The 14,763-nt window shown below is 69.7% G+C and carries 12 protein-coding genes; 9 read left to right on the forward strand and 3 right to left on the reverse strand.

Going from position 1 to position 14,763, the window contains the following annotated elements; translation table 11 throughout:
- Nucleotides 1–17: 17 nt before the first annotated feature.
- The gene (locus ACFUCU_RS02115) at nt 18–818 is read right to left on the reverse strand and encodes a peptidylprolyl isomerase (protein WP_377970357.1); all 801 of its coding nucleotides are present in this window, start codon (nt 816–818) and stop codon (nt 18–20) included.
- A gap of 150 nt (nt 819–968) precedes the next feature.
- On the opposite strand from ACFUCU_RS02115, the gene hisS reads away from it, so the two are divergent.
- On the forward strand, nt 969–2,321 hold the full coding sequence (gene hisS, locus ACFUCU_RS02120; RefSeq protein WP_377970359.1) for a histidine--tRNA ligase: 1,353 nt from the start codon (nt 969–971) through the stop codon (nt 2,319–2,321).
- Nucleotides 2,322–2,346: 25 nt separating this feature from the next.
- Here the strand turns inward: hisS and ACFUCU_RS02125 are convergent, their stop codons facing one another.
- Nucleotides 2,347–3,630: an APC family permease gene (locus ACFUCU_RS02125; RefSeq protein WP_377970361.1), complete on the reverse strand. Its 1,284-nt coding sequence runs from the start codon at nt 3,628–3,630 to the stop codon at nt 2,347–2,349.
- A gap of 96 nt (nt 3,631–3,726) precedes the next feature.
- Here ACFUCU_RS02125 and aspS point away from each other — a divergent pair, with 96 nt between their 5' ends.
- From aspS to ACFUCU_RS02140, 3 genes are all read left to right on the forward strand, one after another.
- Entirely contained in the window at nt 3,727–5,523 is a 1,797-nt protein-coding gene (gene aspS / locus ACFUCU_RS02130; RefSeq protein WP_377970363.1) for an aspartate--tRNA ligase, read from the forward strand.
- A 105-nt stretch (nt 5,524–5,628) separates the two neighbouring features.
- On the forward strand, nt 5,629–6,438 hold the full coding sequence (locus ACFUCU_RS02135; RefSeq protein ID WP_377970364.1) for a GNAT family N-acetyltransferase: 810 nt from the start codon (nt 5,629–5,631) through the stop codon (nt 6,436–6,438).
- A 152-nt stretch (nt 6,439–6,590) separates the two neighbouring features.
- Nucleotides 6,591–8,180 (forward strand): DUF222 domain-containing protein, encoded by a 1,590-nt coding sequence (locus tag ACFUCU_RS02140; protein WP_377970366.1) that lies wholly within the window; start codon nt 6,591–6,593, stop codon nt 8,178–8,180.
- A 20-nt stretch (nt 8,181–8,200) separates the two neighbouring features.
- Here the strand turns inward: ACFUCU_RS02140 and ACFUCU_RS02145 are convergent, their stop codons facing one another.
- Nucleotides 8,201–8,848 (reverse strand): acVLRF1 family peptidyl-tRNA hydrolase, encoded by a 648-nt coding sequence (locus tag ACFUCU_RS02145; RefSeq protein ID WP_377970367.1) that lies wholly within the window; start codon nt 8,846–8,848, stop codon nt 8,201–8,203.
- Between the two features lie 92 nt (nt 8,849–8,940).
- Between ACFUCU_RS02145 and ACFUCU_RS02150 the strand changes: the two genes are divergently transcribed.
- The 5 genes from ACFUCU_RS02150 to alaS all read left to right on the forward strand — a co-directional run bounded on the left by ACFUCU_RS02150 (nt 8,941) and on the right by alaS (nt 14,754).
- On the forward strand, nt 8,941–10,380 hold the full coding sequence (locus ACFUCU_RS02150; RefSeq protein WP_377970368.1) for a replication-associated recombination protein A: 1,440 nt from the start codon (nt 8,941–8,943) through the stop codon (nt 10,378–10,380).
- A gap of 188 nt (nt 10,381–10,568) precedes the next feature.
- Nucleotides 10,569–11,195: a 30S ribosomal protein S4 gene (rpsD, locus tag ACFUCU_RS02155; protein ID WP_290257734.1), complete on the forward strand. Its 627-nt coding sequence runs from the start codon at nt 10,569–10,571 to the stop codon at nt 11,193–11,195.
- Nucleotides 11,196–11,337: 142 nt separating this feature from the next.
- Nucleotides 11,338–11,712 carry a DUF948 domain-containing protein gene (locus tag ACFUCU_RS02160; RefSeq protein WP_290257735.1) on the forward strand — a complete coding sequence of 125 codons (375 nt, stop codon included), beginning with the start codon at nt 11,338–11,340 and terminating at the stop codon, nt 11,710–11,712.
- Nucleotides 11,713–11,742: 30 nt separating this feature from the next.
- On the forward strand, nt 11,743–11,988 hold the full coding sequence (locus ACFUCU_RS02165) for a DUF6167 family protein (protein WP_377970370.1): 246 nt from the start codon (nt 11,743–11,745) through the stop codon (nt 11,986–11,988).
- An 87-nt stretch (nt 11,989–12,075) separates the two neighbouring features.
- Nucleotides 12,076–14,754, forward strand: a complete 2,679-nt coding sequence (gene alaS, locus ACFUCU_RS02170; RefSeq protein WP_377970371.1) for an alanine--tRNA ligase — start codon at nt 12,076–12,078, stop codon at nt 14,752–14,754.
- Nucleotides 14,755–14,763 lie beyond the last annotated feature (9 nt).

Genomic DNA, 14,763 nt, shown 5'->3' on the forward strand with positions numbered 1-14,763 from the left:
TCCGGGAGCACGGCTGGTTACTTCAGAGAGAACGAGTCTATCGTGACTGATTCCACCGGCGCGCCGTCCGTGGCGCTGGTGCCCGGCTTGATGCCGGCCGCAGCGATCCCGGAGACCACATCCAGGCCGGAGGTCACCTTGCCCACCACGGTGTAGCCGCCGGCCGAATCGGCCGGAATCACGGTGTCCTTGTAGACGATGAAGAACTGTGTCCCGTTGCCGTAGGCGTTGTTACCGGTGCGGGCCACCGCGATGGTTCCGGCCGGGTACTTGTTGTCCGTGGGGGTGTTCTCCAAGGGGCCCCACGTATAGGCGGGATCGCTGGCGCCGTCGCCGGTCTTTGACCCGCACTGCAACACGCCGAAGGAGTCGGCCGTGGTCAGACGGTGGCAGCTGACGCCGGCGTAGAAGTTCTGGTCCGCCAGGGACTTGAACACGGCGGCGGCCTGCGGGGCCTTGGTCCCGTCCAGTTCCACGCCCAGGGTGCCGCGGTTGAGCTTGAGGTCGCCGGTGAAGGTCTTCCCGGCGGCGGTCTCCGGCTTGGGGATGTTCTCGCCGTTGCTGGCGGCCGGGGTCGGCGTCGCCGACGGGGTGCTCAGGCCGGCCTCGGCGGCCTTGAACTCTTCCTCGGTGGGGTTGCTGGCGAAGACGGTCAGCTGAAGGACCAGGGCCAGCACCAGCGCTGCGCCACCGGTGGCACCGGCGATGATGTTGTCACGCTTCCGGCGCTTGTCCTGGTGCCGGCGCAGCTCGCGCTTGGCCTCCATCTGATGGACGCGCCGCTTTGCCTCGCGGGCACTGCGTGAACTCGCCGCCAAAAGTCCTCCTGGGGTCGGGCCGCAAGTACGGATACGTGCGGGAAAAAGCATAAACTGACTGCCGCACACAGTTTATGCACGACTGGCCGGTCCGCGGGCGACGCCGCGGCAGCCGGATCCGCCGTCGTCACCAGAGGAGAAAATTCCACCATGGCACGCACCGCCTCCCTGTCCGGATTCCCCGAGTGGCTTCCCGAGGAGCGGTTGGTGGAACTCCATGTCCTGGACACGCTCCGGAGGACCTTCGAGCTGCACGGCTTCTCCTCGATCGAGACGCGCGCCGTGGAAACCGTGGGACAACTCCTGCGCAAGGGCGAGATCGACAAGGAGGTCTACGGGCTCAGCCGGCTGCAGGACGACGACGCCGACCCGGCCTCCGCGGCGACGGCGAAGACCGATCCCAATGCCCTGGCCCTGCACTTCGACCTGACCGTCCCCTTTGCCCGCTACGTGGTGGAGAACGCCGGTTACCTCGCCTTCCCGTTCCGCCGCTACCAGATCCAGAAGGTCTGGCGGGGCGAGCGTCCGCAGGAAGGCCGGGCCCGCGAGTTCACCCAGGCGGACATCGACATCGTCGGTGACGGAACCCTGCCGTTCCGCTACGACGTCGAAATCGCGCTGGTCATCGCCGAGGCACTCAGCGCCCTACCGATCCCCGACTTCCTGCTCCGGATCAACAACCGCAAGCTGGCCGAGGGCTTCTACACCGGCATCGGGCTGACGGACACCGCCGGCGTGCTGCGCAGCATCGACAAGCTGGAGAAGATCGGCGCTGACAAGGTGGCCGAACTGCTGAAGACCGAACTCGGCGCCACCGACGAGCAGGCCCGCGCCGCCCTGGCCCTGGCCTCGATCCGCACCCCGGACACCGGGTTCGTCGAGCAGGTCCGCGCCCTCGGCGTCAGCAATGACCTCCTCGAGGAGGGCCTGAGCGAACTCGAACAGGTCATCTCCGCCGCGGTACAGCGCGCGCCCGGCAAGGTGGTGGCGGACCTCAGCATCGCCCGCGGCCTGGACTACTACACCGGCACGGTCGTCGAGACCGTCCTGGTGGGCCACGAACAGCTCGGCTCCATCTGCTCCGGCGGCCGCTACGACGCCCTCGCCAGCAAGGGCAACCGGACGTTCCCCGGCGTCGGCCTCTCCATCGGCGTCACCCGCCTGGTCTCCCGGATCCTCAGTCAGGACCTCGCGAAGGCCTCCCGCTCCGTGCCCACCGCCGTGCTGGTGGCGCTGAACACTGACGAGAGCTGGGGCGCCGCGCAGGACGTCGCCGCGCAGCTGCGCGCCCGCGGCATCGCCACGGAGGTCGCCGCGAAGGCCGAGAAGTTCGGTAAGCAGATCAAGTTCGCGGACCGCCGCGGCATCCCGTTCGTCTGGTTCACCGACGAGGACGGCAAGCACCAGGTCAAGGACATCCGCAGCGGCGAGCAGGTCGACGCCGACCCCGCCACCTGGACCCCCGCGGACGAGGACCTGCACGTGACGGTCAGCCGCGCCTAGGTCCTTCCGCTGAGGGCCTCCGGGGTTAAGCCCCGGCGGCGCGTCGCCGGCGGCGCAGCACCAGCAGCCGGACCACGACGCCGGCGGCCAGCAGGGCCGCCATGACGGATACGGACGCCGTCGGCAGGGTGGCCGCCAGCACCAGGCAGCCGGCGAATCCCAGCACGTTCAGCCAGCGCGGCGCGTGCCACGCCCGTTCGGGAAGCGTGAAGGCTGCCGCGTTGGTCACCGCGTAGTAGACCAGCACGCCGAAGCTGGAGAACCCGACCACGGTCAGCACGTTCGAGGTCAGCAGCAGCCCGATCGCCACCGCCGCGACCGTGAGTTCGGCGACGAACGGGACCGCGTGGCCGCCGCCCACGCGCGCCAGCACCGGCGGCAGGTCCCGCTCGCGCGCCATCGCCAGGGTGGTCCGGCCGACGCCGGTGATCAGGGCAAGCAGCGCGCCCAGGCACGCCGCGGCGGAGCCGAACTGCACCACCGCCGCGAAGCCGTGCAGCGGCGAGGCGGCGACGGCGTCCAGCAGCGGCGCCGTCGAGCGGGCCAGCTGCCCGGCCGGAAGCTGCCACTGCAGCAGCGCGGCGAGGCCGAGGTAGATCACGAACGCGCCGCCCAGCGCGCCGAGGATGGCACGCGGAATGGTCGTGGCGGGATCCTTGACCTCCTCGCCCAGGGTCGCGATCCGGGCGTACCCGGCGAACGCGAAGAAGATCAGCCCCGCCGCGGGTAGCACTCCCCAGGCGGAGTCGTCCCCGAGGCCCCCGCCGGCGTCGATGACCGTGAAGCCGCCGGCGTGCGGCCCGGCGGCCGCCGCGACGGCAACCAGCGCCAGGGTGGCCAGCACAACTGCCAGCAGGATCTTGGTCACCAGGGCGGTGCGGGTGATGCCCAGCAGGTTCACGCCGGTCAGGACGACGACGGCGGCCACCGCCAGCGGCGTCGCGAGTCCCGGCGCCACGTAGTGCCCGAAGGTCAGGGCCATCGCCGCGCAGGACGCCGTCTTCCCGGTCACGAACCCCCAGCCGGCCAGGAAGCCCGGCCACTCACCCAGCCGCTGCCGACCGTACACATAGGTGCCGCCGCTGGACGGGTACCGGGCCGCCAGCTGGGCGGAGGCCACCGCATTGCAGTACGCCACCACGCCGGCCACCGCCACCGCCACGAGCAGCCAGGGACCGGCCAGGGCCGCGGCCGGGGAGAAGACGACGAAGACGCCGGCGCCGAGCATCGACCCCAGCCCGATCGCCGTCGAATCGACCACGCCCAGCCGGCGCTGCAGCCGGGCGGGTTCGGGGATTGCTTGCGCCATGGCGGGGGTGGCCTCTCCAACGGGTAAACTCGGACGGGACCGTTCCCGTAGCGGTCCCATTTAATACCACCCTGTTTTCCTTCTGAAAGGCGAGCTGTGCTGCGCACACACGACCTCGGATCCCTTCGCTCCGAGCACATTGGACAAACCGTAACCCTCGCCGGCTGGGTCGGCCGGCGTCGTGACCACGGTGGTGTCGCATTCGTGGACCTGCGCGACGCGTCCGGCGTCGCCCAGGTCGTCGTCCGTGAGGAAGAGGTCTTCCACGGCCTGCGCAACGAGTACGTCCTGCAGGTTACGGGCACCGTTTCTAAGCGTCCCGAGGGCAACGAGAACCCGGCGCTGGCCACCGGCGAGATCGAGGTCATCGCCGAGACGGTCACCGTCCTGAACACCTCCGAGCCGCTGCCGTTCCAGATCGACGAGCACGTCGAGGTCGGCGAGGAAGCCCGCCTGAAGCACCGCTACCTGGACCTCCGCCGCCCCGGCCCCGCCCGGAACCTGCGCCTGCGCTCCGAGGCGAACCGGGTGGCCCGCGAGCTGCTGCACGGTGAAGGCTTCGTCGAGATCGAAACCCCGACGCTGACCCGTTCGACGCCGGAAGGCGCCCGCGACTTCGTGGTCCCCGCCCGCCTGGCGCCCGGCTCCTGGTACGCGCTGCCGCAGTCGCCGCAGCTGTTCAAGCAGCTGCTGCAGGTCGGTGGCTTCGAGAAGTATTACCAGATCGCCCGCTGCTACCGTGACGAGGACTTCCGCGCGGACCGGCAGCCGGAATTCACCCAGCTGGACATCGAGGCCAGCTTCGTCGAGCAGGAAGACATCATCAGCCTCGGCGAGGGCATCGTGAAGGCGCTCTGGAAGCTGATCGACGTCGAGATCCCGACGCCCATCCAGCGCATTACCTACAACGACGCGATGGCCCGCTACGGCTCGGACAAGCCGGACCTGCGCTTCGGCCAGGAGCTCACCGAACTGACCGAGTTCTTCAGGGACACCAGCTTCGGCGTCTTCAAGGCCCCCTACGTCGGCGCGGTCGTCATGCCCGGTGGGGCCTCCCAGCCGCGCCGCACCCTGGACGGCTGGCAGGAATGGGCCAAGCAGCGCGGCGCCAAGGGCCTGGCCTACGTCCTGTTCAAGGAAGACGGCGAGCTGGCCGGCCCGGTGGCCAAGAACCTCAACGAGACCGAGCGCGCCGGCCTGGCCGACGCCGTCGGCGCCAAGCCGGGCGACTGCATCTTCTTCGCCGCAGGCGAGAAGACCCCGTCCCGGGCGCTGCTCGGCGCTGCCCGCGTGGAGATCGGCCACCGCACCGGCCTGATCAACCCGGCTGACTGGGCCTTCTGCTGGGTGGTCGACGCCCCGATGTTCGAGCCGGCCGCGGCCGCCGTCGCCTCCGGTGACGTCGCCGTCGGCGGGGGCCAGTGGACCGCCGTGCACCACGCCTTCACCTCGCCCAAGCCCGAATTCATGGACACCTTCGACACCGACCCGGAGACGGCGCTGGCCTACGCCTACGACATCGTCTGCAACGGCAACGAAATCGGCGGCGGCTCCATCCGTATCCACCAGGGGGACGTGCAGGAGCGCGTCTTCAAGGTCATGGGCCTCTCCCACGAGGACGCGCAGGAGAAGTTCGGCTTCCTGCTCGAAGGCTTCAAGTTCGGCGCGCCCCCGCACGGCGGCATCGCGTTCGGCTGGGACCGCGTGGTGGCTCTGCTCTCCGGCGTGGAGTCCATCCGCGACGTCATCGCCTTCCCGAAGACCGGCAACGGCTACGACCCGCTGACCGCCGCGCCGGCGCCGATCACGGCGCAGCAGCGCAAGGAGGCCGGGGTCGACTTCAAGCCCGAGGCCAAGAAGGCCGAGGCCCCGAAGAACGACGGCGCCAAGTAGCTTTTTAGGTGCTTGCAGCAGCGGCTTCCCGGGACACCGGGGAGCCGCTGCTGCTTTTTCAGTGGACTGAGGGCGGGCAGTGATACCGCCGGGAGGAGACCGTGAATGCCGGAGCTTGTGCCGCAGCTGGAGTGGCTGATGGACGCCGCGTGGCCGGCCGCCGAGCGTGCCGGGGCCGGCGGCTGGGTGCTGCGCGCCGCCTCCGGCGTGACCCAGAGGGCCAATTCCGTCTGGCCCCGTGAGCCGGGGGAGGACCCGGAGGCGCTGCGCCGGAGCCTGGCCGAGGCGCGGCGCTGGTACCGTGAGCGCCGCCTGCCGTTGATCTTCCAGGTGTTTGAGGGGCCAGGGTATGCGCCGCTGAACGCCGTCCTGGACGCCGAGGGCTTCACCCGGCAGTCCGAGACGCTGATCCTGACCCGCGAGCATAGTGCGGCCGCCGAAGACTCGGAGGCTGCTGCCGCGTCGGAGGTGGAGGTGCTGGACCACCCCTCGGAGGAATGGCTGCGGCTCTGGTGGAGCGTCGACGGCCGGGGCGGGGTGGAGAACCTGCCGGTGGCCCGGGCGATCCTGGAGGGCTGCCCGTCGCTGTACGCGCTGGTGCGGGACGAGCACGGGGAGCCCGCGGCCGTCGGGCGTCTGGCGCTGCCCGCCGACGACGGCGATTCCGGCGCGGCCACGGCGGCCGGGATCTACGGGATGGCCACCAGGCCGGATGCCCGGCGCAGCGGCTATGCCGGGCGGGTGCTGCGGACCCTCCTGCGCGAGGCGGAGGCCCGGGGCCGACGGGAGTGCTGGCTGCTGGTGACGGCGGCCAACACCGGCGCGCGGGAACTCTACGCTCGGGCGGGGTTCTCCGTGGCCGGCCGCTACCTCTACCGGCAGGACCGCCCCCGCAGAGCCCCGACCGGATGTTGACGACTAACCGCTGACCACGGTCAGTCTGCAGGGGGTTATTTGGCCCTGACTCCGTGCCCTCGCATTCATCTCCAGTCGCCGGCCTTTCGCACCCAACGAACAGTCGTCCCGGTCCGCCGTTAAATGTCAGTGCCTCGACCTATTGTGAGGTTATGGAAGGCGCAGCAGCGTTTGTGGAGGAAACCTGGGAGGCCCAGACGGCCCTCACCGGGTCCGCCGACGCGCTGGCGGCGGGTTTGGATGGCGGCGTCGATTCCGCAGACCCGCTGCGGAAATTGGCCGACGACTGTCTGCACGCCCTGGCCGAATCCGCCCGATGGGAAGCCCGGATGGCGGCGCTGAAGGCGCGGCTGATCGCGGACTACACTCGGGCGGCCGAGGCTCTGGCGCCGCCGGCACGGTCACCTCATGAATGCACAACACGGGAAATGTCTACCGTTGCCGAGATCGCCTGCGTCCTGACCGTCAGCGAGCGAGCCGCCGGTGCCCTGATCTCAGAGGCCCGGGCCCTGACAGCGGCGCTGCCACTGACCCTGGCCGCCCTGCGGGCCGGGACGATCTCCTGGCAGCACGCCCGGATCCTGGTCGACGAAACCGCGAACCTTAGCCCGGCCGGTGCGGCGGAGCTGGAAGCCCACTTCCTGGACCCGAATGCACCCAATCCCGCCCGTGGTTGTCCCGCCGGAGAACTCGTCCCGGGACGGTTCCGGGCCAAGGCACGCAGCTGGCGCGAACGCCACCACCCGGTCAGCATCGAAACCCGCCATGCCAAAGGCGTCGAGAACCGGCGGGTTGAATATTGCCCGGACCGGGACGGCATGGCCTGGCTGTCGGCCTACCTTCCCGCCGACACCGCTTCGGGCATCTGGGAGCGGACCACTGCTGCCGCCCGCAGCCTCCAGGCGCCCGACGAGCAACGGACGTTGGCGCAGCTCCGGGCGGACATTGCGGCGACCTGGCTGCTCGGCAGTCGTACCGGCCCCGAAACTGCCGAGGATGGAGCACCCGGCGCCCCGCACGCCGGGGAGGTTCCGGTGCCGCGGGCGCAGGTCCTGATCACCGTCCCCGTGATGGCCCTCCTCGGTGTCACCGAGGAACCGGCTGTTCTCGATGGACACGGGCCGATCCCACCGTCGATGGCCCGCCGACTGATAGTCGACGGTGCCGACTCGTTTCACCGGGTCCTGACGGATCCGCGCGACGGTGCCCCGTTGGAGATCGGGCGGACCAGCTACCGCGTTCCGAAGGCAATGCGTCAGTGGCTCAGGCTCCGCGACGGTAGGTGTCCATTTCCAGGCTGCAGCAACGCTTCCCTGGACAACGACGCCGACCATCTCCTGGCCTGGGCCGACGGAGGCGGCACCGGCGTCAGAAACCTGGGTCAGCCCTGCCGCAAACACCCCCGCCTGAAACACACCACCGCCTGGACCCCGACTCCCGCCGGGGCAAACCACCCGCCCGGGTGGACATCGCCCACCGGCCGGAGGTACGCCAGCGAACATCAGGACTGGGAACCACCCCAGTGGGCACCGGCCCCCGTGGCTGTGGAGTGGCTCAACTCCCAGGCGCCCGGGTGGGAGGCCGGGGCGAGCGTTCCCCCGGATCCCTGGCCACAACACGGTGCAAATCTGCTGCCCGGGTTGCCGGAGGACCCTTTTCCGGAATGGGACAGGTGGCCGCCTGGTGAACCGGACGATGCCCCCTGGCTGGATTCCCAGAGCGTACTCTCCGGGACGACATAGCCCCCACTCCGACTGCCCGCCTACGACGGCGGGTCGGTGACCTGGATCCGCACGGCACACGCGTCGGCGGCGGCCTTCTTCAGCACGGCCGCCCGCGGATCCGGAACATCCAGGAACGCCGGCCGGGCCAGCGGCGCGTAGCGCTTCAGGACCGGCTCGGCGAGGACCAGGTCCGCCAGGGTCCGGTCGCCGCCGGGAACCAGGTACTCGATGCGGTGCTCGGCGAAGATCCGGGCCCCGTGCGCCGCGACCGCCTCCACCAGGGCGTCGGCCTGGTTGGACCGGCGCCGGGCGAAGCGCTGCTGCGACCAGCCGCCGGCGGCCGTGCGCGACTGCACGTGCCGGGTGCCGGTCTTCGAGGCCACAACTCTTCCCTCTGCAACGACGGCCACCGAGTAACCGCCGCGGCGCACCAGCACGAGGCCCAGCGGCCGGGGTTGCGCTGCCAGACTGGCCAGCCGGGTGATCGCGTCGTCGCCGCGGCCCGGGCGCCCGTCCGCGGGCCAGGGTGCCTGCAGGAGCGCCTCGGCACCATCGGCGGCGCGCAGCAGCAACCCGTCGTCGGTGTCGAATTCCTCAAGATGTCCGTGACTGGCCGCGAAGCGCTCCACCCAGCCGGCCAGCCGCTCCCCGGGGACGCGGGCCACGCGGGACTCGGGGCTGGGCATGGCGGATCTCCCTTGGAAACGGTCGGGCGGGGTGCGTAAGGTCGGCCGGCGGCCGTGCGGGGACCGTCCGGAACTAGAAGTAGCCTATCTATGTGGATGATCTCTTTGGTGCAGGGCAGGACAAGGCGTCCGCGAACAACGACCCCGACGCCGACGACTTCGGCGATGAGTCCGGCGACGGCGGCTCCGGCCGAGCCGCCCCGCGCAGTCCGCTGGCCGTCCGCATGCGTCCCCGGACCCTGGACGACGTCGTCGGCCAGCAGCACCTCCTGGGCCACGGCTCCCCGCTGCGGCAGCTCGCGGCCGGCAGCAACGCCACCGGACCGGCCGGCCCCAGCTCGCTGATCCTCTGGGGCCCTCCCGGCACGGGCAAGACCACCCTGGCCCACGTGATCGCCAAGGGCCCGGGGCGCAAATTCGTTGAGCTCTCCGCCATCACCGCGGGGGTCAAGGACGTCCGCCGCGTGATGGACGAGGCGCTGACCGCCCGGGACCTCTACAAGACCACCACGGTGCTGTTCCTGGACGAGATCCACCGCTTCAACAAAGCACAGCAGGACGCGCTGCTGCCCGGCGTCGAGAACCGCTGGGTGGTCCTGGTGGCTGCTACCACGGAGAACCCGTCCTTCTCGGTGGTTTCGCCGTTGCTCTCGCGCTCCCTGCTGCTGACCCTCAAGCCCCTCACCGACGCGGACATCGAGGGCCTGCTGCTGCGCGCCGTCGAGGACCCCCGCGGCCTGGGCGGCTCGGTGTCTTTGGAGGGGGAGGCCCTGGCGCACCTCGTCCGGCTCTCGGGCGGCGACGCACGCCGTGCCCTGACCGCGCTGGAGGCGGCCGCCGGCGTCGCGTTCGGCGACGCGGACGACGTCGACGGTGCCCCGGCCGACGGCACGCCCGTCAGCATCGAGCTCAAGCACACCGAACGCGCCCTGGACGTCGCCTCGGTCCGCTACGACCGCGCCGGGGACCAGCACTACGACGTCGCCAGCGCCTTCATCAAATCCATCCGTGGCTCCGACGTGGACGCATCCCTGCACTACCTGGCCCGGATGCTGGAGGCCGGCGAGGACCCCCGTTTCGTGGCCCGCCGCATCGTGATCTCCGCCGCGGAGGACGTTGGCATGGCCGACCCCACCGCCCTGCAGACCGCCGTCGCCGCCGCCCAGGCGGTGCAGCTGATCGGCATGCCGGAAGGGCGGATCATCCTGGCCGAGGCCGTGGTGCACCTGGCCACCGCGCCCAAGTCCAACGCCGCCTACCTCGGCATCAACCAGGCGATCGCCGATGTGCGGGCCGGGTTGGGCAACGGCATCCCCGCGCACCTGCGCGACGCGCACTACCCGGGCTCCAAGCAGCTGGGCCACGGCAAGGGGTACAAGTACGCCCACGACGCCCCGCACGCCGTCGCCACCCAGCAGTACCCGCCGGATGACTTGGTGGGCCGCAACTACTACCAGCCCACCGCCAACGGCGCCGAACGGGACATCTCCACCCGGCTGGAACGGCTGAGGAAGATCATCCGCGGCGGCTGAGCCGTGATAGTGTTGAACGTTGTCTGGCAAGGCACGGACGCATAATCCTCTGAACTCGCGGCAGTTTCGGCTGTCATGATGCTCTGCGGGTTGGCTCTGCGCCCAGTAGCAAAAGGCAGCGGTTGGCCGATGCTCTCCATCGTGGAGGCCAGTAACACTGACACACCGCAGATATTGGAAGGACACAAGTGGCTAACAACACTCGTGCTCGCCGTACCGCACGCCTCTCGCGCGCACTCGGCATTGCTCTGACCCCCAAGGCCGCCAAGTACATGGAGCGCCGCCCGTACGGCCCCGGTGAGCATGGCCGTGCCCGCAAGAAGCAGGACTCCGACTACGCCGTTCGTCTGCGTGAAAAGCAGCGTCTGCGCGCCCAGTACGGCATCCGTGAAGCCCAGATGACCCGTGCCTTCGAAGAAGCACGCCGCACCAAGGGCCTGACCGGTGAAAACCTGATCGAACTGCTCGAAATGCGTCTCGACGCCCTCGTGCTGCGTGCCGGCTTCGCCCGCACGATCGCCCAGGCCCGCCAGATGGTTGTGCACCGCCACATCATGGTTGACGGCGTCCGCGTTGACCGCCCGTCGTTCCGCGTCGGCGAGGGCCAGCTGGTCCACGTCCACAGCCGCAGCGAAACCATGCCTCCGTTCCAGGTGGCAGCAGCAGGCGCGCACCGCGATGTCCTGCCGATGGTTCCCGCCTACCTGGACGTCAAGCTCGAGTCCCTGCAGGCACGCCTGGTTCGCCGCCCGAAGCGCTCCGAAATCCCCGTGACCTGCGAAGAGCAGCTCGTCGTGGAATTCTACGCACGCTAGATCCAACGCGAGACCTACAAAGAAGCCCGTGGCAAGCGCCGCGGGCTTCTTTGTAGGTAAGGTACTTGAGGGAGTCCGCGGCCACACATTATGGCGGAGCGGCCCCGCAGTAATCCACGGAGTTTCAAGGAGATGAACGTCTATGACTGGTGGCGATATTGCCGGCCTGATCGCGGCCGGGGTGTTTGCACTCCTGGTCCTGCTGCTCGCCGTGCCGATCCTGAAGCTCGGGGGAGTATTCGACGAGGTGCGCAGCACCATCCGCTCGCTCAGCGACGGCGCCACCCCGCTCATGGATGAAGTCACCGCCACCGTCTCCACCACCAACCAGCAGCTGAAGAAGGTGGACGGGATCGCAGCCAACGTCTCCGACGCCTCCGCGAACCTCTCCGCCCTGTCCTCCCTGGTCGCGGCCACCGTGGGCTCGCCGCTGATCAAGGTCGCCGCCTTCAGCTACGGCGTGCGCTCGGCGTTCTCCGCGCGCAAGAAGCCCTCCTCCGGCCGCCGCAGCCGCTGACCCGGCCCGCTCCCGCTGAAAGAAGCTGACATGAACAGGATTCTCTGGATGGGCATCGGCGTCGCCGTCGGCGTCATCGCCTTCCGTAAAATCACCCAGGCGCAGACCGCGCTGGGCCCCGAAGGCATGAACCGCGCCGTGGGCCGCCTGGCCGACAGCGTCTACGACTTCGCCGACGCCGTCCGCACCGGCATGCGCGACCGCGAGAGCGAACTGCGTTCAGCGCTGGGAGTAGACGACGCCTCCGCCCCCGCCCGGGACGCGCTGCGCCGCTAGGCCGCCCGCCACCCCCGAACCACCCGATGCCACCGGTGCGTCGCCACCTACGTTGTAAAGAATTATTGAAGGGTTAGTAACCAGGTTATGAAGTCGCAGGAGATCACCAAGCGCTGGATCGATTTTTTTGTCAGCAAGGGACACACCGCCGTGCCCTCCGCCTCCCTGGTCTCCAGCGACCCCTCCCTGCTGTTCACGGTGGCCGGCATGGTCCCGTTCATCCCGTACCTCACCGCCCGTGAGGAGCCGCCCTACTCGCGTGCCACCAGCATCCAGAAGTGCATCCGCACCGGCGACATCGAAGAGGTGGGCAAGACCGCCCGCCACGGCACCTTCTTCCAGATGTGCGGCAACTTCTCCTTCGGCGACTACTTCAAGGAAGACGCCATCAAGTTCGCCTGGGAGCTGCTGACCACCGGCGTCGACGACGGCGGCTACGGCCTGCCGCCGGAGCGCCTCTGGGTCACCGTCTACGAAGAGGACGACGAGGCCAAGGAACTCTGGCTGAAGAACACCGGCGTCCCGGCCGAGCGAATCCAGCGGATGGGCAAGTCGGACAACTACTGGTCCACCGGCCAGCCCGGCCCCGCCGGCCCCTGCTCCGAGATCTACTATGACCGTGGCCCCGCCTACGGCATCGAGGGCGGCCCGCTGGCCGACGAGACCCGGTACATCGAGATCTGGAACCTCGTCTTCATGCAGTACCAGATCGACAATGTCCGCTCCAAGGTGGACTTCGACATCACCGGGGAACTGCCCAAGAAGAACATCGACACAGGCCTCGGCATGGAACGCCTCGCGATGATCCTGCAGGGCGTCGAGAACATGTACGAGACGGACCAGGTCCGCCCCGTGATCGACAAGGCCGCAGAGCTCTCCGGCAAGGCTTACACCTCCGCCGAAACCCCCGAGGACCCGCACCACACCGACGACGTCCGCATGCGCGTCGTCGCCGACCACATCCGCTCGGCACTGATGCTGATCGCCGACGGCGTCACCCCCTCCAATGAGGGCCGCGGCTACGTGCTGCGCCGCCTGATCCGCCGCGCCGTCCGCTCCATGCGCCTGCTGGGCGTCGAGAAGGCCTGCCTGCCCGAGCTGCTCCCGGCCTCCCGCGACGCCATGAAGGGCGTCTACCCGATCGTGGAGACCGACTTCGACCGGATCAGCCGGATCGCCTACGCCGAGGAGAAGGCGTTCCTGCGCACCATCGCCTCCGGCACCGCCCGGCTGGAGGACGCGGTCAAGGAATCCAAGTCCGCCGGCCGCCCGCTCTCCGGCGCCGACGCCTTCACCCTGCACGACACCTACGGCTTCCCGATCGACCTGACCCTGGAAATGGCCGAGGAGGCCGGCCTCAAGGTCGACGAGCCCGAGTTCCGCAAGCTCATGCTGGAACAGCGCCAGCGCGCCCAGGCCGACGCCAAGGGCAAGAAGGGCGCCCACGCGGACATGAGCGCCTTCCAGGAGCTCCTGACCGCGGGTGAGACCGTCTTCACCGGCTACACCGAGCTCGCCGGCGAGTCCACGGTCCGCGGCATCCTTGCCAACGGCCGCAAGGTGGGCCACGCCGCCACCGGCGAGGAGATCGAGCTCGTCCTGGCCGAGACCCCGTTCTACGCCGAGGCCGGCGGTCAGGCTGCCGACACCGGCCTGATCACGGGCGACGGCTTCGTCGTCGAGGTCCTCGATGTGCAGCGCCCCATCAAGGGCCTCAGCGTCCACAAGGCGATTGTCCGCGAGGGTGAAATCGGCGCCGACGCCCGCGTCCTCGCCGCCGTCGACCGCGAACGCCGGCACGCAGCCGAGCAGGCACACACGGGCACGCACATCGTGCACGCCGCCCTGCACCAGATCCTCGGGCCGGAGGCGCTGCAGCGCGGCTCCTTCAACAAGGCCGGTTACCTCCGCTTCGACTTCTCCTGGGGCGAGGGCCTGAGCACGGCCACCCGCTCGGAGATCGAGGAGGTCGCCAACATCGCCATCCGCAACAACTACCAGGTCGAGACCAAGATCATGGGCCTGGCCGAGGCGAAGGCCCTCGGCGCCATGGCGCTCTTCGGCGAGAACTACGGCAACGAGGTCCGGGTCGTGGAGATCGACGGAGCCTGGTCCCGCGAGCTCTGCGGCGGCACACACGTGTCCAACACTTCCCTGATCGGCAGCCTGTCGCTGCTGGGTGAGCAGTCCGTCGGCTCGGGCAACCGCCGCGTCGAGGCCTTCGTCGGCATGGACGCCTTCCGGCACCTGGCCGCCGAACGCGCCCTGGTCACCGAGCTCACCGACATGCTCAAGGTGCCCTCAGGCCTGCTCACCGAGCGAATCGCCGGCACCCTCGCCAAGCTCAAGGCCACCGAGAAGGAACTCGAGCGTCTCCGCAAGGAGCAGCTCACCGCCGCCGCCGCGCAGCTGGTGGGCACCGCCAAGGACGCCTCGGGCGTCAAGGTCATCGCCCACGACGCCGGCCAGATCGGCGGCGCGGAAGACCTGCGCGGCCTGGCCCTGGACCTGCGCACCCGTCTCGGCTCCGACGCCGCGGCCGTCGCGGTGGCCGGCGTCAGCAACGACCGCCCGGTGATCCTGGTGGCCACCAATGAGGCCGCCCGCGAGGCCGGCGTCAAAGCCGGTGCCCTGGTCCGCGTGGCCGCCGGCATCCTCGGCGGTGGCGGCGGCGGCAAGGACGACGTCGCCCAGGGCGGCGGTACCGACGCCAGCAAGGTCAGCGCTGCGCTGACCGCCGTCGTCGACGCCATTACCAAGCGCTAAAGGCCGCGG

Source organism: Arthrobacter sp. NPDC057259, from assembly GCF_042668995.1.
Taxonomy (GTDB): Bacteria; Actinomycetota; Actinomycetes; order Actinomycetales; family Micrococcaceae; genus Arthrobacter.

Coding starts and splice junctions, on each gene's coding strand:
- hisS (WP_377970359.1), top strand. CDS start 969: ATGGCACGCACCGCCTCCCTGTCCGGATTCCCCGAGTGGCTTCCCGAG.
- ACFUCU_RS02125 (WP_377970361.1), bottom strand. CDS start 3,630: ATGGCGCAAGCAATCCCCGAACCCGCCCGGCTGCAGCGCCGGCTGGGC.
- ACFUCU_RS02135 (WP_377970364.1), top strand. CDS start 5,629: ATGCCGGAGCTTGTGCCGCAGCTGGAGTGGCTGATGGACGCCGCGTGG.
- ACFUCU_RS02140 (WP_377970366.1), top strand. CDS start 6,591: ATGGAAGGCGCAGCAGCGTTTGTGGAGGAAACCTGGGAGGCCCAGACG.
- ACFUCU_RS02145 (WP_377970367.1), bottom strand. CDS start 8,848: ATGCCCAGCCCCGAGTCCCGCGTGGCCCGCGTCCCCGGGGAGCGGCTG.
- ACFUCU_RS02160 (WP_290257735.1), top strand. CDS start 11,338: ATGACTGGTGGCGATATTGCCGGCCTGATCGCGGCCGGGGTGTTTGCA.
- ACFUCU_RS02165 (WP_377970370.1), top strand. CDS start 11,743: ATGAACAGGATTCTCTGGATGGGCATCGGCGTCGCCGTCGGCGTCATC.
- alaS (WP_377970371.1), top strand. CDS start 12,076: ATGAAGTCGCAGGAGATCACCAAGCGCTGGATCGATTTTTTTGTCAGC.